This is a genomic window from Pseudomonas sp. B12(2026), assembly GCF_057767015.1.
Genome location: NZ_CM173430.1, coordinates 2,666,684 through 2,687,456, shown reverse-complemented (window position 1 = coordinate 2,687,456; position 20,773 = coordinate 2,666,684). Strand labels below are relative to the sequence as shown.

The 20,773-nt window shown below is 68.7% G+C and carries 13 protein-coding genes; 5 read left to right on the top strand and 8 right to left on the bottom strand.

What is annotated here, in order from left to right; all coding sequences use genetic code 11:
- Nucleotides 1-60 precede the first annotated feature (60 nt).
- Complete coding sequence (locus AC3B6A_RS12505; RefSeq protein WP_488403115.1) at nucleotides 61-849, top strand: carbon-nitrogen hydrolase family protein; 789 nt, start codon at nucleotides 61-63, stop codon at nucleotides 847-849.
- A 1,023-nt stretch (nucleotides 850-1,872) separates the two neighbouring features.
- On the opposite strand, the gene fusA is transcribed toward AC3B6A_RS12505, so the two are convergent.
- On the bottom strand, nucleotides 1,873-3,981 hold the full coding sequence (gene fusA / locus AC3B6A_RS12500; RefSeq protein WP_488403113.1) for an elongation factor G: 2,109 nt from the start codon (nucleotides 3,979-3,981) through the stop codon (nucleotides 1,873-1,875).
- A gap of 669 nt (nucleotides 3,982-4,650) precedes the next feature.
- Here fusA and AC3B6A_RS12495 point away from each other — a divergent pair.
- From AC3B6A_RS12495 to AC3B6A_RS12485, 3 genes are all read left to right on the top strand, one after another.
- The gene (locus AC3B6A_RS12495; RefSeq protein ID WP_488403112.1) at nucleotides 4,651-5,310 is read left to right on the top strand and encodes a DsbA family oxidoreductase; all 660 of its coding nucleotides are present in this window, start codon (nucleotides 4,651-4,653) and stop codon (nucleotides 5,308-5,310) included.
- 201 nt (nucleotides 5,311-5,511) lie between these two features.
- Nucleotides 5,512-6,147 carry a DUF1326 domain-containing protein gene (locus AC3B6A_RS12490; RefSeq protein ID WP_488403110.1) on the top strand — a complete coding sequence of 212 codons (636 nt, stop codon included), beginning with the start codon at nucleotides 5,512-5,514 and terminating at the stop codon, nucleotides 6,145-6,147.
- A gap of 68 nt (nucleotides 6,148-6,215) precedes the next feature.
- Nucleotides 6,216-6,947, top strand: a complete 732-nt coding sequence (locus tag AC3B6A_RS12485) for a DUF2182 domain-containing protein (protein WP_488403108.1) — start codon at nucleotides 6,216-6,218, stop codon at nucleotides 6,945-6,947.
- Nucleotides 6,948-7,070: 123 nt separating this feature from the next.
- On the opposite strand, the gene AC3B6A_RS12480 is transcribed toward AC3B6A_RS12485, so the two are convergent.
- The 7 genes from AC3B6A_RS12480 to AC3B6A_RS12450 form a co-directional block, all read right to left on the bottom strand.
- The gene (locus tag AC3B6A_RS12480; protein WP_152223940.1) at nucleotides 7,071-7,406 is read right to left on the bottom strand and encodes a ribonuclease E inhibitor RraB; all 336 of its coding nucleotides are present in this window, start codon (nucleotides 7,404-7,406) and stop codon (nucleotides 7,071-7,073) included.
- 304 nt (nucleotides 7,407-7,710) lie between these two features.
- Nucleotides 7,711-9,957: a xanthine dehydrogenase family protein molybdopterin-binding subunit gene (locus AC3B6A_RS12475; protein ID WP_488403106.1), complete on the bottom strand. Its 2,247-nt coding sequence runs from the start codon at nucleotides 9,955-9,957 to the stop codon at nucleotides 7,711-7,713.
- A gap of 11 nt (nucleotides 9,958-9,968) precedes the next feature.
- On the bottom strand, nucleotides 9,969-10,427 hold the full coding sequence (locus AC3B6A_RS12470; protein ID WP_488403105.1) for a (2Fe-2S)-binding protein: 459 nt from the start codon (nucleotides 10,425-10,427) through the stop codon (nucleotides 9,969-9,971).
- A 171-nt stretch (nucleotides 10,428-10,598) separates the two neighbouring features.
- Nucleotides 10,599-13,382: a magnesium-translocating P-type ATPase gene (gene mgtA / locus AC3B6A_RS12465; protein ID WP_488403103.1), complete on the bottom strand. Its 2,784-nt coding sequence runs from the start codon at nucleotides 13,380-13,382 to the stop codon at nucleotides 10,599-10,601.
- A gap of 96 nt (nucleotides 13,383-13,478) precedes the next feature.
- Complete coding sequence (locus tag AC3B6A_RS12460; protein ID WP_488403580.1) at nucleotides 13,479-17,144, bottom strand: translocation/assembly module TamB domain-containing protein; 3,666 nt, start codon at nucleotides 17,142-17,144, stop codon at nucleotides 13,479-13,481.
- A 14-nt stretch (nucleotides 17,145-17,158) separates the two neighbouring features.
- The gene (locus AC3B6A_RS12455; RefSeq protein WP_488403102.1) at nucleotides 17,159-18,889 is read right to left on the bottom strand and encodes an autotransporter assembly complex protein TamA; all 1,731 of its coding nucleotides are present in this window, start codon (nucleotides 18,887-18,889) and stop codon (nucleotides 17,159-17,161) included.
- 68 nt (nucleotides 18,890-18,957) lie between these two features.
- A complete protein-coding gene (locus AC3B6A_RS12450; RefSeq protein WP_488403100.1) occupies nucleotides 18,958-19,605 on the bottom strand; it encodes a GNAT family N-acetyltransferase in 648 nt (215 codons plus the stop codon).
- Between the two features lie 129 nt (nucleotides 19,606-19,734).
- On the opposite strand from AC3B6A_RS12450, the gene xthA reads away from it, so the two are divergent.
- Nucleotides 19,735-20,547: an exodeoxyribonuclease III gene (gene xthA, locus AC3B6A_RS12445; RefSeq protein ID WP_488403099.1), complete on the top strand. Its 813-nt coding sequence runs from the start codon at nucleotides 19,735-19,737 to the stop codon at nucleotides 20,545-20,547.
- Nucleotides 20,548-20,773: the final 226 nt, after the last annotated feature.

Genomic DNA, 20,773 nt, shown 5'->3' with positions numbered 1-20,773 from the left:
CCGAAGCGGTTGCGCCGACGCGCAGCAGATTCGGAACGGGCTCTTGCCGAGGAGACCACCATGTACCTCTCCCTTTACCAGTGCCCACCCGGCCCCGGCGACGTCGCCGGCAACCTGCTACGCCTCGAACAGGCCGCCCGGCAGGCGGTGCAGAACGGCGCGGATCTGCTGGTCCTGCCGGAAATGTTCCTCAGCGGCTACAACATCGGTGCCCAACGGGTCACCGAACTGGCCGAAGCCAGCGACGGCCCCTCGGCGGCGCGTATCGCCGAAATCGCCTGCCAGCACAACCTCGGCATTCTCTACGGCTACCCGGAGCGCGACGCCGGCGGCGCCATCTTCAACAGCGTGCAACTGATCGACCGCGCGGGCGAGCGCCGCGCCAACTACCGCAAGACCCACCTCTACGGCGACCTCGACCGCAGCCAGTTCAGCGCCTCCGACGAGCCGCCGGCGATCTTCGAGCTGGACGGCTGGAAGATCGGCCTGCTGATCTGCTTCGACGTGGAATTCCCCGAGGCCGTACGCAGCCTGGCGCTGGCCGGTGCCGACCTGGTACTGGTGCCCACCGCCAACATGCGCCCCTACGAGTTCGTCGCCCAGGTGCTGGTGCCGACCCGCGCCTACGAAAACCAGGTGTTCCTCGCCTACGCCAACTACGTCGGCCACGAGGGCAAGCTGCAGTACTGCGGCCTGAGCTGCATCGTCGCGCCGGATGGGCAGGTGATATCCCAGGCCAGGCACGACGAGGAACTGCTGGTGGCCGAACTGGACCCGCAACGCATCGCCCTGGCGCGCGAGGGGTACAGCTACGTGCACCTGCGGCGGCCGGTGCTGTATCGGTCGTAGGTGTTGCCCGCCCCGGACGCGGTCTGCTTGTGCGGTGAGCCCACGCTCCTGTAGGAGCGGAGCTTCTCCGCGATGCTTTTTGTCTTTCGGGGTTGGGTGTTTCTGCGCCGCTTCGGCGTGTGCTGAGCGATTTGGTTTCGCCCTCCCGGGCGAGTCCCTTTTGGGGCCCCAAAAGGAACCAAAAGGGCCCGTCCCGACATCCGGGTCTTCGCTTCGCTCAGACTGCCCTCGCTCCGGTATTGCTCCGAGGGTCGGCTTGCAAGGGCCATCCATGGCCCTTCAAGCCTCTCGCGGCATCCATGCCGCTCGCCCCTCTACGCAATACCTCTACTCGGCCTCCTGACGGGACTCTGCGCGCGCCTGAAACCTTGGCTGCTCCATGCTGGAAGCGGCTCTTCGTAGGATGGCGTGGAGCGAAGCGATACCCATCAGGTGGATAACGCTGCGCAAAGCAAGAGCATCGCGGACAGAGTCCGCTCCTACGGTGGGATTGGCTTTTGTAGGAGCGGACTCTGTCCGCGATCAGCCCGGCTCAAGAGCTTCGCGGACAAGGTCCGCTCCTACACGAGCAAATCCCGGGCACGCTGTGCTTTGGGATTTGGCTTTTGAAGACTTCCAGAGGAATCTCCGCACGCACCGGAGCGCCCCTTCAGGAGGCCGAGTGGAATCGGAGTTTCAGGGGTCGAGCGGCATGGATGCCGCGAGAGCGTTGTCGGGCCAGGGATGGCCCGTCAACGCGGGCCCCTGAAACTCCGATGGAGCGAGGGAACCCCGGCGAAGCCGGGGCCGGATGCAGGGGCACAGACCTTTGCCTACTTTGGGGCGTTTGCCAAAGTAGGTCGCCCGAGGGGGCGAAACAAGAAGTCTCCGCACACGCCGAAGCGGCGCATACACACCAAACAAGACGCTGGATGACGCTGCGCGTTATCCAGCCTACGAAGAGCGAGGGCATCGCGGACAAAGTCCGCTCCTACGAAAAACGACAACGGCGCCCGCGGGCGCCGTTGTCAGCTCAGGGGACCGTCAGCCATTGGCCTTCTTGATGATCGCCTCGGCAATATTCACCGGCGCCTCGGCGTACTTGGTGAACTCCATCGAGTAGCTCGCCCGCCCCTGGGACATCGACCGCACGTCAGTGGCATAGCCGAACATCTCGCCCAGCGGCACCTCGGCGCGGATCACCTTGCCCGCCGGGGTGTCTTCCATGCCCTGGATCAGGCCGCGCCGGCGGTTGAGGTCGCCCATCACGTCGCCCATGTAATCCTCCGGCGTCACCACCTCGACCTTCATCACCGGCTCCAGCAGCACCGCGCCGCCCTTCTGCGAGAGCTGCTTGGTGGCCATGGAGGCAGCGATCTTGAAGGCCATCTCGCTGGAGTCGACGTCGTGGTAGGAGCCGTCGAACACCGAGGCCTTCAGGCCGATCAGCGGGTAGCCGGCGAGCACGCCGTTCTGCATCTGTTCCTCGATGCCCTTCTGGATCGCCGGGATGAACTCGCGGGGGATCACGCCGCCGACGACTTCGTTAACGAACTCCAGACCCTCCTTGCCGGCCTCGCCCGGCTCGAAGCGGATCCAGCAGTGGCCGAACTGGCCGCGGCCGCCGGACTGGCGGACGAACTTGCCCTCGATCTCGCACTTCTTGCGGATCGCCTCGCGGTAGGCCACCTGCGGCTTGCCGATGTTGGCCTCGACGTTGAACTCGCGGCGCATGCGGTCGACGATGATGTCCAGGTGCAGCTCGCCCATGCCGGAAATGATGGTCTGCCCGGTCTCCTCGTCGGTCTTGACGCGGAACGAGGGGTCTTCCTGCGCCAGTTTGGACAGGGCGATGCCCATCTTCTCCTGGTCGGCCTTGGTCTTGGGTTCCACGGCCACGGAGATCACCGGATCGGGGAAGTCCATGCGTTCGAGGATGATCGGCTTGTCGATGGCGCACAGGGTGTCGCCGGTGGTGACGTCCTTCATGCCGATCAGCGCGGCGATGTCGCCGGCGCGGCACTCCTTGATCTCCTCGCGCTGGTTGGCATGCATCTGCACCATGCGCCCGACGCGCTCCTTCTTGCCCTTCACCGAGTTGAGCACGGCGTCGCCACTGGAGAGCACGCCGGAATAGACGCGGGTGAAGGTCAGGGTGCCGACGAAGGGGTCGGTGGCGATCTTGAAGGCCAGCGCGGAGAACGGCTCCTCGTCGTCGGCGTGGCGCTCGTCGTGCTTCTCTTCGTCGTCCGGGTGGGTGCCCTTGATCGCCGGGATTTCCGAGGGCGCCGGCAGGTAGTCGATCACCGCGTCGAGCACCAGCGGCACGCCCTTGTTCTTGAACGAGGAGCCCAGCACCGCCGGGACGATCTCGTTGGCCAGGGTGCGCTGGCGCAGGCCGGCCTTGATTTCCTCGATGCTCAGTTCCTCGCCTTCGAGGTACTTGTTCATCAGTTCCTCGTTGGCCTCGGCGGCGGCCTCGATCATGTGCGCGCGCCACTCTTCGGCCAGGGCCTGGAGCTCGGCGGGAATCGGCTCCTCGGTGTAGCTGGTGCCCTGGTCGGCGTCGTTCCAGACGATGGCCTTCATCTTCACCAGGTCGATCTGCCCGGCGAAGTTCTCCTCCTGGCCGATGGCCAGCTGGATCGGCACCGGGTTGTGCCCCAGACGCTGCTTGATCTGCTTGACCACGCGCAGGAAGTCGGCGCCCTGGCGGTCCATCTTGTTCACGTAGGCCAGGCGCGGCACGTGGTACTTGTTGGCCTGGCGCCAGACCGTCTCGGACTGCGGCTCGACGCCGTCGGCGCCGCTGAACACCACCACCGCGCCGTCGAGCACGCGCAGGGAGCGCTCCACCTCGATGGTGAAGTCGACGTGGCCGGGGGTGTCGATGATGTTGAAGCGGAACTTGTGGCCGTACTGCTTGGTGGAACCCTGCCAGAAGGCGGTGGTGGCCGCCGAGGTGATGGTGATGCCGCGTTCCTGCTCCTGCACCATCCAGTCCATGGTCGCCGCGCCGTCGTGCACCTCGCCCATCTTGTGGTTCACCCCGGTATAGAAAAGGATGCGCTCGGTCGTGGTGGTCTTGCCGGCGTCGACGTGGGCGACGATGCCGATATTGCGGTAAAGCTCGATGGGCGTGGTGCGAGCCATGGCGTGCTCCGTATCTGCTGGTTGACTGCCGGGCCTGCAGCTGCGGTTCCGTGTGCCTGCGCGGGGACGGCGGGAAGCGGTGCGCATCGAAAATTCATGCGCACAACAGGCTCAAGGTAGCGCGTCTGCGTGGCAATTCCAGTGTCATTGCATCGCAGGTGGCACCGTCCGACCGGCTGCGTCGGCACGATGGCCGGCGAACGCCGCCGGGAGCCTCGGCAGCTCTTCCGGACAGGCACTCGGGCCTCATCGAGGGCACCTCGCCAGCCGGCTCCACAGCGGGAACCATGGCCCCGGGGACGCCTTGCGCCGCGGGGAATCATCGATGGATGCGGATCTCTGGCATCCGAGCCGCCAATCAAGCTATAAATTCCTTATAAATCATTTATTTATACAATTTGCTTAACAAATAACATCATGAAACGACGCATTCCCAGACCATCAGCGCAGCGCCAGAAGGCCCGAATCCAAAGGGTTTCGCCGTCTCCTGGGGCCCAGCCTGGTTAATGTCATTTCTCAAGTATTTCAATTTCTATAAAATCAATTACTTAGGAATAATTTAGAGAAATGACTCAAAGTCAGACTCTGCCCCCGGCAACCCTGCTACTGGATCGGAACGCCCTTCCGGGTCCATCCTTGAACGACGCCCATTTGCCGGAGATCGCCAGCATGCGCGATAGCATCACCATAGATTTCGTCTCCGACGTGGTCTGCCCCTGGTGCGCCATTGGCCTGAACGGTCTGCTGGGAGCCATCCGCCGCGTGGAAGGCGAATTGACCATCGACCTGCACATCAAGCCCTTCGAGCTCAACGCGGACATGCCCGCCGAGGGCGAGGACCTGGTGGAGCACCTGCAGCGCAAGTACGGCAGCAGCGCCGAGGAAATCGCCCGCAACCAGGAACACCTGCGCGCGATGGGCGAGGAAGTCGGCGTGCACTTCGACCTGAAGAAGCGCGACCGCATCTACAACACCTTCGATGCCCATCGCCTGCTGCACTGGGCGGCGGAGTCGCACCGCGACATCGCCCTCAAGCAGGCCCTGCTGCACGCCTACTTCGGCGAGGGGCGCGACCCGAGCGATGCCGAAGTGCTGCTGGACGTGGCCGTCAGCGTCGGCCTGGACGCGGTGCGGGCCCGGGAGATCCTCGACAGCGACGCCTACGCCGACGAGGTGGTGGCCGAGGAGGACTTCTACACCAGCCGGGGCATCCACGCGGTACCGGCGGTGATCCTCAATGGCCGCCAGCTGATCTCCGGCGCGCAGAGCGTGGACTACTACGAGCAGGCGCTGCGCCAGGTGGCGCGCAATGCGCCGTTGCCGGAGTGACGGGCGGACCCGCAATACGATGGAACGGGCCGTAGCGCGCCATCGCCGACGGGCATCTGCATGACCGGCAAGGCCATCCCGTAGACGCCGGTTTCGCCCCGTACACCCCCGGTCGGCTAGCGCTTCGCCGCGCGTTGCGTCTGCTAGCGTTATTAATCAGGGCAGTTACCGCTTCAGATCAACGTGATGGGGAGGTGAGCCATGGCCATGGCTGACTGGCGCCTTGAGGGCGTCGAGTTTGTGTCCTGCAACTGCAACTGGGGTTGCCCGTGCCAATTCAGCTCGCCTCCGACCCACGGCAAGTGCGAAGCGGTGGTGAGCATGCGGATCGACAAGGGCCATTTCGAGGGGCAGGTGCTCGATGGGCTCTGCTGGGTCGGCACCTTTGCCTGGCCTGGCGCTATCCACGAAGGCAACGGCCGCTGTCAGGTCTTCATCGAGGAGCGCGCCAGCCCGGAGCAACGCGCGGCCCTGCTGACCATCCTGTCGGGTGCGGAAACCGTGCCGGGCGCTACGGTGTTCCAGGTATTCAGCACCACCCTGTCCGAAGTCCTCGAGCCGCGCTTCGTCCCGATCGAACTCACGATCGACATCGATGAGCGCACCGCGCACACCCATGTCCCCGGCGTGCTCGAGGTCACCGGTGAGCCGATTCGCAATCCCGTGACCGGGCAGCCGCAACGGGCCCGCCTGACGTTGCCGGATGGCTTCGAGTTCACCGAGGCGGAAATGGGCAGCGGCAGCTTCGACGCCCAGGGCGGCATCGATATCAGCTCGCAAGGCGGACACGCGCACTTCGCCCGCCTGCGCTTCACGGGACAGGGCGTGGTGCGCTGAAGGTGTCGGAGCCCGGCTCCGGCGCCCGTGCGGCACCCAGCTGGTTGAGCCGGCAAGCGGTATTGCTGGTGCTGCTGTTGTCCGCCCTTTCCGCGGTCGCGTGGCTTTTCCTGCTGGACCTCGCGCGGCGCATGGCCGCTCCCGGGGGCATGCTGGAGATGGCCATGGAAGGCATGCCGATGCCGTGGACGCTCCGCGACGCCCTGCTGATGTTCGCCATGTGGAGCATCATGATGGTCGGCATGATGCTCCCCAGCGCCACGCCGATGTTCCTCCTCTATCAGCACAGCCTTCGCCAGCGGCTCCCCGCCGACCAGCGAAGCCTGGCGCTGCTGCTCTTCTGCGGCGCCTATCTGCTGGTCTGGGGCGGATTCAGCCTGGTCGCCACGCTGCTGCAATGGCTGCTGGACCAGCGGGCCCTGCTCAGCACGGAGATGCGCAGCCAGAACCAGTGGCTGGGAACGGCACTCCTGATGGGCGCCGGCTTCTATCAGTTCCTGCCCGCCAAACGTGCCTGCCTGCGCCGCTGCCAGTCCCCCCTGCAATTCCTGCTGGCTTACTGGCGGCCCGGCCCGTCCGGCGCGTGGCACATGGGGCTGGCCCACGGGCTGTATTGCCTGGGCTGCTGCTGGGCGCTGATGGGGGTGCTGTTCGTCGTGGGACTGATGAACCTGCTTTGGGTCGCCCTGATTGGCGCCTATGTGCTGCTGGAGAAGTACCTGCCCGGCGGCGCCTGGCTCAGCCGCGCGTCGGGGCTGTTGCTGGTGCTGTGGGGGCTCCTGCTGCTGCACGGCGGCTAGCCACGGGCTTTCCATGCCCCGGAAACACCAACGCCCCGAACCTGTCGGGGCGTTGGCTTGGCCTGCAGTCAGTGCGTTTTCACACGCTCTGCGCAGGCAGCGCTTTCATCAAGCATCGGCCGCTCAGAGCGCCGACCAGCCGTCCAGCTGGCCGCCCAGGTCGGCGGAGTGCTCGGACAGCAGCGCGGCGTAGCCGCTGATGTGCTCGTGGCTGAGCTCCATCACCGGGTAGGCCAGGACCTGCCAGGGCAGTTGGTCGTTGCCGTCGTATTCCGAATAGGCCACTTTCTGCCCGTTCTGCAGCAGCATGATGGCGAAGTCCAGGGCGGATTGTTCGTCCGGGAAGATCACCGCGAACTCCACCTCGTGCTCGACGGAGAGGTCCTCACCGTCCTCCTGCAGGGCCCACAGGGCGTCGCCGATTTCGTCGTCGGGGAAAAGCTGCTTGTCGCGGCTCATGTCACTGCTCCAGTTGTAAGTCAGCGTGGCCGTCTGGACACGCCCGTGCAGGATACCTGTCCTGCGTGACACATGCCGGAAAATCTCGCCGGCACCCTCGTCGACCGCGACCTTCAAGGTCACGGCGGCTCACTTCCACCCTAGCCCACCCGGCGCGAACCTGCCGGCTCCAGGCTGTCCCGTAGGAGCGGAGCTTCTCCGCGAAACCGGCCGGCAGGCCGGCGGCTGGACGAGGCACCGCTGTCGCGGTGATCGCGGAGAAGCTCCGCTCCTACAGAAACCAGAAGCGCCGCCGGCGCCCGGATCAGCCCTGCAGCTGATTGCCGATCGGCAGGCTGCGGATGCGCTTGCCGCTGGCGGCGAACAGCGCGTTGGCCAGCGCCGGCGCCAGCGGCGGCACGCCGGGTTCGCCGACGCCGGTCGGCGGCACCGCCGAGGGCACGATATGCACCTCCACCACCGGCATCTCGTTGATGCGCAGGACCTGGTAGTCGTTGAAGTTGGACTGGTCCACCTTGCCGTCCGTCAGGGTGATGGCGCTGTGCAGGGCCGCCGACAGGGCGAAGCCGATGCCGCCCTCCATCTGCGCCCTGATCACGTCCGGATTGATCGCCAGGCCGCAGTCCACCGCGCAGACCACGCGGTCCACCTTGAAGCTGTGGTCCGCCTTGACCGTCACCTCCACCACCTGGGCGACGAAGCTGCCGAACGACTCATGCACGGCGATGCCCCGGCCGCGCTGCTCGCCCTGGCCGCCCTTCGGCAGCGGCGCCTGCCAGTTGGCGCGCTGCGCCGCCAGCTCCAGCACGCCGCGGTGGCGCGGATGATCCTTGAGCAGCGCGCGGCGGAACTCGTACGGGTCCTTGCCGGCGGCGATGGCCGCCTCGTCCACCAGCGTCTCGGTGGAGAACGCCGTGTGGGTGTGCCCCACCGAGCGCCACCACTGGGTCGGCACCGTGACGTTGTCGGCCAGGGCCTGCTCGACGCGCAGGTTGGGCACGGCGTATGGCAGGTCGTTCGCGCCCTCCACGGCGATCCTGTCGATGCCGTCCTTGACCATGACCTTCTCGAACGGCGTGCCGAGGATGAAGGACTGCCCGACCAGCCGCTGTTCCCAGCCCACCAGGTTGCCCGCGGCATCCACCGCCAGCCGCGCGCGGTGCAGGAACGCCGGACGGTAGTAGCCGCCACGGGTGTCGTCCTCGCGGGTCCAGACCATCTTCACCGGTGCCTTGATGCCCTGCTCGCGGGCAGCCCTGGCGATCGCCGTGGCCTCCAGCACGTAGTCCGAATGCGGGTTGGCGCGGCGGCCGAAGCTGCCGCCGGCGTACAGCTGGGTGATCGACACCTGCTCCGGCTGGATGCCCAGCAGCTGCGCCACCGCCATCTGGTCGCCGGTCTGCCACTGCTCGCCGTTCCAGATCTGGCAGCCGCCGTCGTCCTTGAGCTGGACCACGCAATTCAGCGGCTCCATCGCCGCATGGGCGAGGAACGGGAACTCGTACTCCGCCTCGATCAGCTTGGCCGGCGACTTCAGCGCCTTGTCGACGTCGCCCTCGTTGCGCGCCACCAGCCCGGGCTTGCCGGCCATCTCGCGGTACTGGGCGAAGATTTCCTTGCTGCCCATCCTGAACGCCTTGCTCTCGTCCCACTCGACCTGCAGGACATCGCGGCCCTGGCGCGCGGCCCAGGTGTTCTTCGCCAGCACCGCGACACCGGCGAAACGCCGCTCGCTGCCGGGGAATTCCACCACCGCCACCACACCCGGCACGGCCTTGGCCTTGCTCGCGTCGACCTTGGCCGGCACGCCGCCGAAACGCGGCGGGTGGGCGACCACGGCCACCAGCATGCCCGGCAGCTGGATGTCCTGGGTGAACTGCGCCGAACCGTCGGTCTTGCCGTCGCTGTCGGTGCGCGGCAGCTTCGCCTGGCCGATCAGGCGGAAGTCCTGCGGGTCCTTCAGCTTCACCTCGGCGGGCACCGGCTGTTTGGCCGCCGCTTCCGCCAGCTCGCCGAAGCCGGCCTTGCGCCCGGAGGCGGCGTGGGTCAGCACACCGTCATGCACCTCGATCTGCGCGGCGGGCACCTGCCACTGCTCGGCGGCGGCGCCCACCAGCATGGCGCGGGCGCTGGCGCCGGCCTTGCGCATCTGCTCGAAGGAGTTGGCCATGGCGGTGCTGCCGCCGGTGCCCTGCAGGTTGCCGAAGGCCAGGTTGGCGAAGCGCTTGGCATCCGCCGGGGCGCCTTCCACGCGCACATGGGCCCAGTCGGCGTCCAGCTCCTCGGCCATCAGCGTGGCCAGCCCGGTGTAGCTGCCCTGGCCCATTTCCAGGTGCTTGGCGATCACCGTGACGCTGCCGTCGGGGGCGATGCGCACGAAGGCATTGGGTTCGAACTCGCCGGCCGCCTCGGCCTCGCCGAGGCGCCCCAGCAGCGGCGCGAAGTAGATGCCCAGGGCCAGGCCGCCGGCGCCACGGAGGAAATGCCGGCGGCTGAAGTTGAGGATGCCGCGCGCCTGCGCCTGTTCCTGATCGATGCGGGTATCGAGCATGTCGGACCTCCTCAGGCCAGGGTCTTGGCGGCGTCGTGGATGGCCGCGCGAATCCGCGCGTAGGTGGCGCAGCGGCAGATGTTGCCGCTCATCGCGGTGTCGATGTCGGCGTCGCTGGGCGCCTTGTTGCCGGCCAGCAGCGCGGTGGCGGACATGATCTGCCCGGACTGGCAGTAACCGCACTGCACCACGTCCAGCCGCCGCCAGGCCTCCTGCACGGCCTTGCCGGCGGGCTGCTCACTCACCGCCTCGATGGTCGTGACCTTCTTGCCCGCCACCGCCGACAGCGGCGTGACGCAGGAGCGCGTCGCCTGGCCGTCGATGTGCACCGTGCAGGCGCCGCACAGCGCCATGCCGCAGCCGTACTTGGTGCCGGTCAGCCCGGCGACATCGCGCAGGGCCCAGAGCAGCGGCATCTCGCCGGGCGCGTCGAATTCATGGTCCTTGCCGTTCAGATTCAGGGTAATCATCTGCGAGTTCACCTCTTCCGCGGGTGATGGAGTGGCCGCAACCCGCAGGTTCCGGCACGAATGGATTCAGCCTAGGCGCAACCCCGGGCACGCGTTGCGACGATACGCGAAGAAGGCGCCGAGCGGTTTGCCTGGTCCTGCGCAGGCTTGCCTGATACTGCCGCGCCCGGATCAGCCCGTGCTGGAATCCGCCTGCCCGCCCAGCGCCAGCGGCGCCCGCTGGCGCGGAGGCTCGCTGCGGTCCCAGCCGTAGCGCCGCGCGAACCAGCCTTTCACTGCCTGGGTCAGCACCATGTAGCCCAGCAGGATGCCCGCCAGCCACGGCCAGTACGCCAGCGGCAGCGCCTGCATGCGGAACGAATGGGCCAGCGGCCCCATGGGCAGGAACACCGCCACGGCGACGATCGCCAGGGTCATGCCCAGCAGCGGCCAGGACGCTCGGCTGTGCAGGAAGGGAATGCGCCGGGTGCGGATCATGTGCACCACCAGCAACTGCGAGATCAGCCCCTCGACGAACCAGCCGGACTGGAACAGCGTCTGCCGCTCCGGCGCATCGGCGCCCAGGGCGAACCACAGGACCAGAAAGGTGGCGATGTCGAACAGCGAGCTGACCGGCCCGAAGAACACCATGAAGCGCCCCAGCCCGTCCGGGTTCCACTGCTGCGGCCGGCGCAGCTGCTCGCCATCGACGTGGTCGAAGGGAATGGCGATCTGCGACAGGTCGTACAGCAGGTTCTGCACCAGCAGCTGCAGCGGCAGCATCGGCAGGAAGGGAATGAAGGCGCTGGCCACCAGCACGCTGAACACGTTGCCGAAGTTGGAGCTGGCGGTCATGCGGATGTACTTGAGCAGGTTGGCGAAGGTCCGCCGGCCCTCGATCACGCCCTCCTCCAGCACCATCAGGCTCTTTTCCAGCAGGATCAGGTCGGCGGCCTCCTTGGCGATGTCCACCGCCGAGTCCACCGAGATGCCGATGTCCGCGCTGCGCAGCGCCGGGGCGTCGTTGATGCCGTCGCCGAGGAAACCCACCACGTGCCCGCGCTCGCGCAGCACGCGCACCAGGCGTTCCTTGTGCCCCGGGGTGAGCTTGGCGAACAGCGTGGCGCGCTCGGCCAGCTCGCCCAGCGCCGCGTCGTCCAGATCGTCCAGCTGCGGGCCGAGGAGCACGTCCCGGACCGCCAGGCCGACGTCGCGGCAGACCTTCAGGCTGACCCGCTCGTTGTCGCCGGTCAGCACCTTCACCGCCACGCCGATGTCCGCCAGCGCGCGCAGCGCCGGCGCGGTGGTTTCCTTGGGCGGGTCGAGGAAGGCGATGTAGCCGGCCAGGCACAGCCCCGCCTCGTCGGCCACGCCGTAGCCCTCGCGCTCCGCCGGCAACTCGCGGGTCGCCACCGCCACCACCCGCAGGCCCTCCTGGTTGAGCGCCCCGGCCACCGCGCGGATGCCCGCCAGGCGCTCGCCGTCCAGCGCCACCACGGCATCGCCGTCCGCCACCGCGACGCAGACGTCCAGCACCTCCTCCAGCGCGCCCTTGCAGATCAGCAGGTGATGGCCGTCGGGCTCGCCGACCACCACCGACATGCGCCGGCGGGCGAAGTCGAAGGGAATCTCGTCGACCTTGCGGTAGCGGCTGTCCACCCGCAGCGCGTGGCGCAGCTCGACATGCTCCAGCACGGCCACGTCCAGCAGGTTCTTCAGCCCGGTCTGGTGGTGGCTGTTGAGGAAGGCCAGTTGCAGCACGCGGTCCTGCGCCCGGCCGAAGGCGTCGGTGTGGCGCTCCAGCACGATGCGGTCCTGGGTCAGGGTGCCGGTCTTGTCGGTGCAGAGGATGTCCATCGCGCCGAAGTTCTGGATGGCGTCCAGGCGCTTGACGATGACCTTGCGCCGGCTCAGCGCCACCGCGCCCTTGGCCAGGGTCGAGGTAACGATCATCGGGAGCATTTCCGGGGTCAGGCCGACGGCGATGGACAGCGCGAACAGCGCCGCCTCCGGCCAGTCGCCCTTGGTCAGGCCGTTGAGCAGCAGCACCAGCGGCGCCATCACTAGCATGAAGCGGATCAGCAGCCAGCTGACCTTGTTCACCCCGGCCTGGAAGGCGGTGGGCGTCGGGTCCGCGGCGATCACCCGTTCGGCCAGCGAGCCGAAGTAGGTCCGCGCGCCGGTGCCGACCACCACCGCCTGCGCCGAGCCGCTGATCACGTTGGTGCCCATGAAGCAGAGGTTGTCGCGCTCCAGCGGGTTGCCCTGGCGGGCGTCGCGCAGCTGGGCGAACTTCTCCACCGGCAGCGATTCGCCGGTCAGCGCCGCCTGGCCGACGAACAGGTCCTTGGCGCTGAGCAGGCGCACGTCCGCCGGCACCATGTCGCCGGCCGACAGCCACAGCACGTCGCCGGGCACCAGCTGGCGGATCGGCAGCTCCAGCCGGCGCGGCGGGCCGTCGTCGTCCGGGCTGCGGAACACCGTGGCGGTGTTGCCGACCATCGCCTTGAGGCGCTCGGCGGCGCGGTTCGAGCGCTTCTCCTGGACGAAGCGCAGCAGCGTGGAAATCCCCACCATGCTGCCGATCACCACCGCGGCCTCGGCGTCCTCGGTGAGCCAGGAAATCGCCGCCAGCAGGCTCAGCAGCAGGTTGAAGGGGTTGCAGTAGCAGTACCAGAGGTGCAGCCAGGCGCCGATCGGGCGGTCCTGCTCCACCTCGTTGGGCCCCTCGCGCAGGCGCCGTTCCGCGGCCTCGCTCTCGCTCAGCCCTTCGCGGCGGCTGCCCAGGCGTTCCAGCGCGGCCTGGGGCTCCAGAACCGACCATTCCAGCAGCGCCCCGGTCAGCGGCGCGGGCGCCTGCCGCCCCGCCGCCGCGCCGCGCAACAGGTCGCGCGCGGCCAGGCGGCGCAACTGGCGGGCCGGGAAGCCCTTGTTGATGAATTCGAGCAGGTGGGTCCTGAAGTGATCCAGGCGCATGATGGCTCCCCTTCTCCGCCGGGCAGTCGGCGGCGAGGGGAAGTCTGTGAGCCCTTTCTTAAGACGCCATGAAGGCTACGGGCGTGGCGCCGCGGGTCAGAAGTCGCGCTTGTAGAAGATGTCCAGCGAGCTGGCCAGTCCGCTGGCCGCCTCCAGGTAGACCCGCCGGCCCAGCGAGTAGCGCAGGGCGATGGTGTTCGCCGGCTCGAACACGCCCACGCCGTAGCGCAGGCTGAGCCGGTCGGAGAGCTGGCCGCTGGCGACCACGCTGGTCTGGTTGCCGGTGCCCTCGGTATCCAGCTGGAAGTCCTTGATCCCCAGGCGCTTCGCCACCTCGCCGGTGATCGGCGCGCTGCCGGCCAAGCCCAGCGCCAGCGCGGCCTCGCCGAGCATGTTGCTGTCCTCGCCGGTGCTCATCGGCCGGCCCAGCACCAGGTAGGACAGCGCCTGCTGCTGGCTCATCGCCGGCTCCGAGAACACCTCGCTGCGCGGCTGCTCGGCGCTGCCGGTCAGGCGCAGGCCGGCGATCACGTCGTCGACCTTGCGGATCGCCTCGATGTCCAGGTACGGCTGGTCGATGGGGCCGGCGAACAGCAGCCGGGCGCGGCGGATGGTCAGCTTCTGCCCGTAGGCGCGGTAGCGGCCGTTGTTCAGGCGCAGCTCGCCGCGGGTGTCGAGGTTGTCGCCGACGCGCACCCGGCCGGCCAGCTCGGCGTTGAGGCCGAAGCCGGAGAAGCTCAGCTTGTCCTCGCCGACGATCACGTCGACGTCCATGTGCAGTTCGGTGGCGGCCTTCTGCTCCTGCCGCTGGCCGACGATCACGGTGTCGTCCGACACCCGCACCGTCGACGGCGGCAACTGGCGGACGGTGATGGCGCCACGGGGCACCCGCACCGTGCCGGAGACGGCCAGCCCCGCGCCGGCCATGCGAATCGCCAGGTCCGGCTCGACCTCCAGCTCCGCGTAGGGGTCGACCGTCACCGGCAGGCGGTTGCCGCGCACGTTCAGGTCGACGTTCAGCGCCTCGCCCCAGGCGATCCGCCCGGACAGGTTGCCGTTGCCATGCTCGCCGGCCGTCCAGTGGCCGCTCAGGTCGACCTGCTCGCCGGCGATCCGCGCCTGCACCTGCAGCTGCTCCAGGCGGGTCGGCAGGTCGCCGCCGGAGACCTCGCCGTCGACCAGGCGCAGTTCGCCGTCCACCCGCGGCGCCAGCAGCCCGCCGGAAATCCGCCCGTTGCCATGCAGCCGCCCGGTGAGGGTTTCCACGCTGGGGACGAAGGGCCGCGCGAGGGACAGGTCAAGCCCGTCGAGGCTGAAGCTGCCGTTCAGCGGCCGGGACTTCGCCCGGGGATCGAGCTGCACCTGGGCGTCCAGCGTGCCCAGCCGCTCGCCGTGGAACTGCAGGCGGGTGTCGACGCGCCGGGGCGTCAGGCGGCTCTCCAGTTGCAGGCTCTGGTAGGGGAAATCGACCCAGTCGTCCTGCTCCTTCAGGCGCAGCGTGCCGCTGCCGGCGTCGAGCCGGACGGTGCCGTTCGGGCCGGCGGCCGGCAGGTCCAGCTGCACGTCGCCGTCCAGCTGGCCGCGCCAGGCGAAGTCCTCGGGCAGCCAGCGCGCCAGGCTGTCCAGCGGGAACTGGCGCAAACGCAGGCGTAGGCGCGGCTCGGGCATCAGGCGCTGGTCCTCCGCGCACAGGCTGGCCGGGCCCGAGGCCCAGCAGTGCGCGCCGAGGGTCAGGCGGCCGTCGGCCAGCCGCTCCAGGCTCGCCGGCTGGCGCAGGCGCCAGTCCTGCCCGCCGCTCTGGATCTCGCCGCGGGCGAGGCGGCCGCGCCAGTCGCGGCCGTTCCAGTTGCCGTCCAGGCCCAGCGCGAGGACCAGCGGCCGGCCTTGCAGGTTCAGCGAAAGCTGCTGGCGCTGGCGGTCGCCGCTGCCTTCCAGGTTGAGCGTGCCCAGGCGCGTGTCGCCGCTGCGCAGGCCCTGCACCTGCAGGTTCAGGCGGCCGCGCTGGGCGGCGTCCAGCCGCGCATCCAGCACCAGGCTGCGCAGGCTCTGGCTGGCGTAGGCGACACGCTGGCCGTTGAGCGCCAGTTGGCCCTGCGGCGCCTGCAGGGTGCCGGCGAGGTCGAGCCGGCCATTCATCTGGCCGGCCAACTGCGGCCACAGCTGGCCGAGGCGGTTCAGGGCGAGGTCCAGCCGCCCGGAAAGCCGCTGGTCCAGCGCCATCTGGCCGGTGATGCGGTTGTCGCCCAGTTGCAGGCTCAGCTCGTCAGCCTTCCAGGCCTGCCCGGCGCCCTCGGCGCGGGCCTTGAGCAGCGCCGGCTGGCCGCGCAGGCGGCCTTGCAGGTCGAGGCTGGCGGACAGGTTCAGGCGGCCGCCCTTGAGCGTGCCCTGGCTGCGCAGCGGTCCGCCCAGGCGCCCCGGCATCTGCTCCAGCCAGTAGGCGGGATCGAGGTCGCGCAGGTCGAGGGCGGCGTCCCAACTGAGGGTGTCGGCGAAACCGACCTTCACATGGCCCTCGGCCTTGCCCTGCCCCGCCACCAGTTGCAGCGACGGCAGGAAGACTTCCGCAAGGTTGCCGGACACCGGGCTGGCCAGGGTGAAGGCGCCCGCCGGGCCGTTCAGCGCGGCGTCGAAGTTGCCCAGGTAGGCGCCGTCGCGGTACTGCACCTCGGCCTTGAGGCCGTGCAGGCTCACCGGCGGCTCGTCGATGGCCGGGTACAGCCGCCGCCAGGGGAAGTCCAGCCAGTCGAGCGTGGCGTCGGCGGCGAAGCCCTCCGTCCAGTCGAGCCGCCCCTGCACGCCCAGCCGCTGCGCCGGGGCGGCGCTCAGGTCGAGGGCGGCGATGTCCGCGCCCCGGGCGTCGACGCGGCCGCGCAGGGTCAGCACCACCGGGCTGTCCTCGGCCGGCAGCAGGGCCGCGCCGGCGATCTGGTAGCCGCTCTTGAGGTCGCCGCTGGCGTTCAGGCGGAGCTGGTTCAGGGTCAGGGTGTCGGGCAGCGAGGCGTCCGCCTTGAAGCCGTCGGCCAGCACCAGGGCCTGGGCCGGCAGGTTCTCCGCCAGCGGCTGCAGGTCGCCCTGCAACTGGCCGTCCAGGTAGCCGCTGCTCTGCGCCTGCAACGTCAGGTGGCCTTGCAGTTCACCCTCGACCTGCACTTGCAGCGACCAGGGCTTGCCGCCCACCGCCGGCAGGTCGAGGCTGCCCTGCGCCTGCAACGGCCAGCCCCGGGTGGGCTGGAGCAGGCCGGACAGCGACAGGCGCAGCTCGCCACGGGCGAGCTTCACCGATTCGATGCGCAGGCCCTCGCGGTCCCAGTGCGCCACCAGGCTGGCATCGCGCAGCTGCTCCTGGTCATCGAGCAGGAAGCGGCCGATGCGCACGTCGCCCAGTTCCACCGACAGCGGCAGGTCGAGGGCCGGCAGCTGCACCGGGCCGGACGGCTCGGTCGACTCGCTGGGCGGCAGGGTCAGGCGGATTTCCCTGGCGGCCACGCGGTTCAGGCACAGCGCCGTGCGCAGCAGGCAGCCCGGCGACCAGTCGATGTCCGGCTCGTCGAGCAGCAGGCGGGTGGCGCCGTCGCTCCACTCCAGGCGCTTGGCGCTGAAGGCGCCTGCCAGCCGGCCGCTGAACGCCTCCACCGTCAGCCCCGGCACCCGTTGCAGCGCCATCCGGCTGCCGGCTTCGGTCCCCAGCAGGACGGCCAGGCCCGCCGCCACCAGCAGGATCAGGCCGAGCAGCCCGCCCAGCAGCCAGCGCAGCGCGCGCATCCAGCCGGCGCGGCTCACAGCTCAGGCCCCATGGAGAAGTGGATGCGGATGCCGCCGTCCTCGTCCAGGCCATTGGCGAGGTCCAGGCGCAGCGGGCCGACCGGGGAAACCCAGCGGATGCCGATGCCCACGCCGGTCTTGAGCGAGGGGAAGTCCAGCGAATTGAAGGCGTTGCCCTGGTCGACGAAGGCCGCCAGGCGCCAGCGTTCGGCGATCGGGTACTGGTATTCGACGCTGCCGGCGACCATGTAGCGCCCGCCGATGCGGTCGCCGTCGGAGTTCTTCGGCGACAGCGTCTGGTAGTCGTAGCCGCGCACGCTCTGGTCGCCGCCGGCGAAGAAGCGCAGCGACGGCGGGATCGAGGAATAGTCGTTGGTGGCGATGCCGCCAAGCTGGATGCGCCCCAGCAGGCGCTGGCCGCCCCAGAAGCGGGTCACGCCCCGGGCCAGGGCGTTGACGTGGACGACGTCGGCGTCGGCCATCAGGCCCTGCTTGGCGCCCTTGACGTCGAACTGCAGGCGGTAGCCGCGGCTCGGGTCGATCTTGTTGTCCGCTTCGAGGATCGAGTAACCGAGCCCCGGCATGAGGAAGCTGCCCAGGCCCGAATCGTCGCCCAGCTCGTACTCCTCGCGCTGCCAGTTCAGCGAGACCACCCGCTGCCAGCCGCTGTCGAGCCGGTGGTGCCATTCGCCGCCGACGGTGAGCAGCTTGCTCTTGGTGTCCACCAGGTCTTCGTTCTGGTAGCCGCTGGTGAAGCGCAGCTTGTCGGTCAGCGGCGGGTCCAGCGGCACTTCGTACCAGGCGCCGACGTTCTGCCGGGGCGCGGAGACTTCCGCTTCCCAGCCCAGGCTGTGCCCCTGGGGGTTGACCCAGTGGCGCGTCCAGGTCGCCCGGGCGCGCGGCCCGACGTCGGTCGAGAAGCCCAGGCCGAGCCCCATGGTGCGCGGCTTGCGCACCTGCAGGTGGACGTTCACCGGAATCGCGTCGGAGGCGGACTTGGCCTGCGGCGCGGCGTCCACCCGCACGCCATCGAAGTAGCCGGAGGATTGCAGCGCCTGGTTGAGGTCGGCGATCAGCTCGGAGTCGTAGGGCGTGCCCTCCTCGAAGGGCACCATGCGCCGCAGGAGTTCGTCGTCGAAGGGAAAGTCGCCGCTGAAGGCGACCTTGCCGAGGGTCGCACGCGGGCCGCTGACGTAGACCAGCTCGATGTCCGCCACGCCGGCGGCCGGGTCGACCCGCAGCTGCTGCTGGCTGAACTGCCCGCGGAAGAAGCCGAAGCGCGATGCCTGGTTCTGGATCGCCCGCTTGGCGTCCTCGTAGGCGCCGTGGTTGAGCTGCGCGCCGGGCTTGAGATCGTCGCCGCCGGGCACGCGGAAGCTCTTGAGGTCGGCCGCCGGGCCTTCCACCCGGATGCTGACGTTGCGCAGGCGCACCGGCTCGCCCGGCGTCACCTCCAGGCGCAGGGTCGGCGGCTGGCCGTCGCGGACCCGGCCGCGAATCTGCGCCTGGTAATAGCCCAGCGCCTGCGCGGCGGTCCGCGCCTGCTCCACGGTGGCGCGCCGCATGCGCCGCAACGCCGCCTTGTCACGCTCGCCAAGGCTGCCGACGAAGGCCTCGATATTGGCCTTCAGGGCAGGGTTGGCGGGGGTGATGCGAACGTCGAGATGGGCTTCGGCCGCCAGCGCTCCGTGCAGGCAGAGCGCCATCAACAGCAGCAGCCCAAGCAATCCTTGGACAACTCTCATGGCGCCGAATGCTAGCACGGGACTTTTGCGTTCTGCCTTTCCAGCGCGAACGCGCGCTGCGAAGGCGCCTACCCGGAGTGCGCCAGGCGGCTTTCCGGCACCGGGTTGGGGTGGAACAGCACATGCTCCCGGATCGGCCCCAGGGCCACCTCCCCCAGCTCTTCGTAGCCGTGGCGCCGGTAGAAATCCAGGTAGCGCGCGTTCCCGGTGTCGAGCACCAGCCCTTGGGAGCTGCCCTCTTCCGCGCACCAGGCATGCAGCGCATCGAGCAGTTGCTCGCCCAGGTGTTTGCCCTGGAACTCCGGGTGGATGCCGATCAGCGGCAGGATGTGGTACGGCCCCGGCGGCAGGCAGGCGAGCACGGCGGCGTGATAGTCGAGGTAGCGGCGGGTGCAGCGAAAGCCCGTGGTGAGCAGCATGCGCATGCGCCAGGCCCAGCTCTCGGTGATGTCCAGGCGGCGCTGCGGCGGCGCGATCAGCGCCACGCCCACCAGGCGGTCGTCGATCAGCAGGCCGATGGCCGGCTGGTCTTCGAGGAAATGCTGGTTGACCAGTTCGCGCACGGTGGCGCGCACGCGCTGGTCGAAGGCGGGACGGTCGGCCTCGAACAGGTAGCCAAAGGTGGGTTCGTGACGGTAGGCGTGGTAGAGCAGCGAGCGGACTTCGCGGATGTAGCCGCTGTCGAGCAGGTGCACTTCGGCAATCGAATCAGGCATGTGGGACGCCTCTTCTGGTGGTCTCTTCTTATGGTTATGGCCCAGCTTCGAAACACTAGCAGCGCCTCGCCAGGGTCGCCAGGATCGGCCAGCCTGGGCTAGCATCATGCTTTTGCCAGGACGTCCAGGATGAAAATCGTCTCCTTCAATATCAACGGCTTGCGCGCACGTCCCCATCAACTGCAAGCCATCATCGAGCGCCATCAGCCGGATGTGATCGGCCTGCAGGAAACCAAGGTCGCCGATGACCAGTTCCCCCGCGCGGAGGTCGAGGCCCTCGGCTACCACGTGCACTACCACGGGCAGAAGGGCCACTACGGCGTCGCCCTGCTCTCCCGCCAGGAGCCGCTGGAACTGCAGCGCGGCTTCCCCGGCGACGGCGAGGACGCGCAGCGCCGCTTCATCTGGGGCACCTTCCAGGACTCCCTGGGCCAGCCGGTCACGGTGATGAACGGCTACTTCCCGCAGGGCGAGAACCGCGAGCATCCGGTGAAATTCCCCGCCAAGCAGCGCTTCTACGCCGACCTGCAGGAGTTGCTGGAAACCCGCTTCCAGCCCAGCCAGCCGCTGGTGGTGATGGGCGACATCAACATCTCGCCGGAGGACTGCGACATCGGCATCGGCGAGGAGAACCGCAAGCGCTGGCTGAAGACCGGCAAGTGCAGCTTCCTGCCGGAAGAGCGCGAGTGGCTGGCGCGCCTGAAGGGCTGGGGGCTGGTGGACAGTTTCCGCCTGCAGAACCCGCAGGTGAGCGACCGCTTCAGCTGGTTCGACTACCGCAGCCGCGGTTTCGAGGACGAGCCCAAGCGCGGCCTGCGCATCGACGTCATCCTCGCCTCCGAAGCCCTGCGCGGGCGCATCACCGACACCGGCGTGGACTATGACATCCGCGGCATGGAGAAGCCCTCGGACCACGCGCCGATCTGGCTGCAACTGGCCTGACCCGCCCACACCAGGAAGCCCGGCCATGCCGGGCTTCCTGGTCTTTCACGGCACGCTTCTCCGCGACCGCGGCCACTTCGCTGAAGTCCTGCCCGCCGGAAGCGGAACCCGGCAATCCCCGCGCAATCCAGCCGCCATCCCCGAGCCTCTCTGCAACGCAGCAAAGCGTCATATCGATGCAATGATTCCGACTTATTCTGCCGCGCCATCGATGTCTCGAATGGAA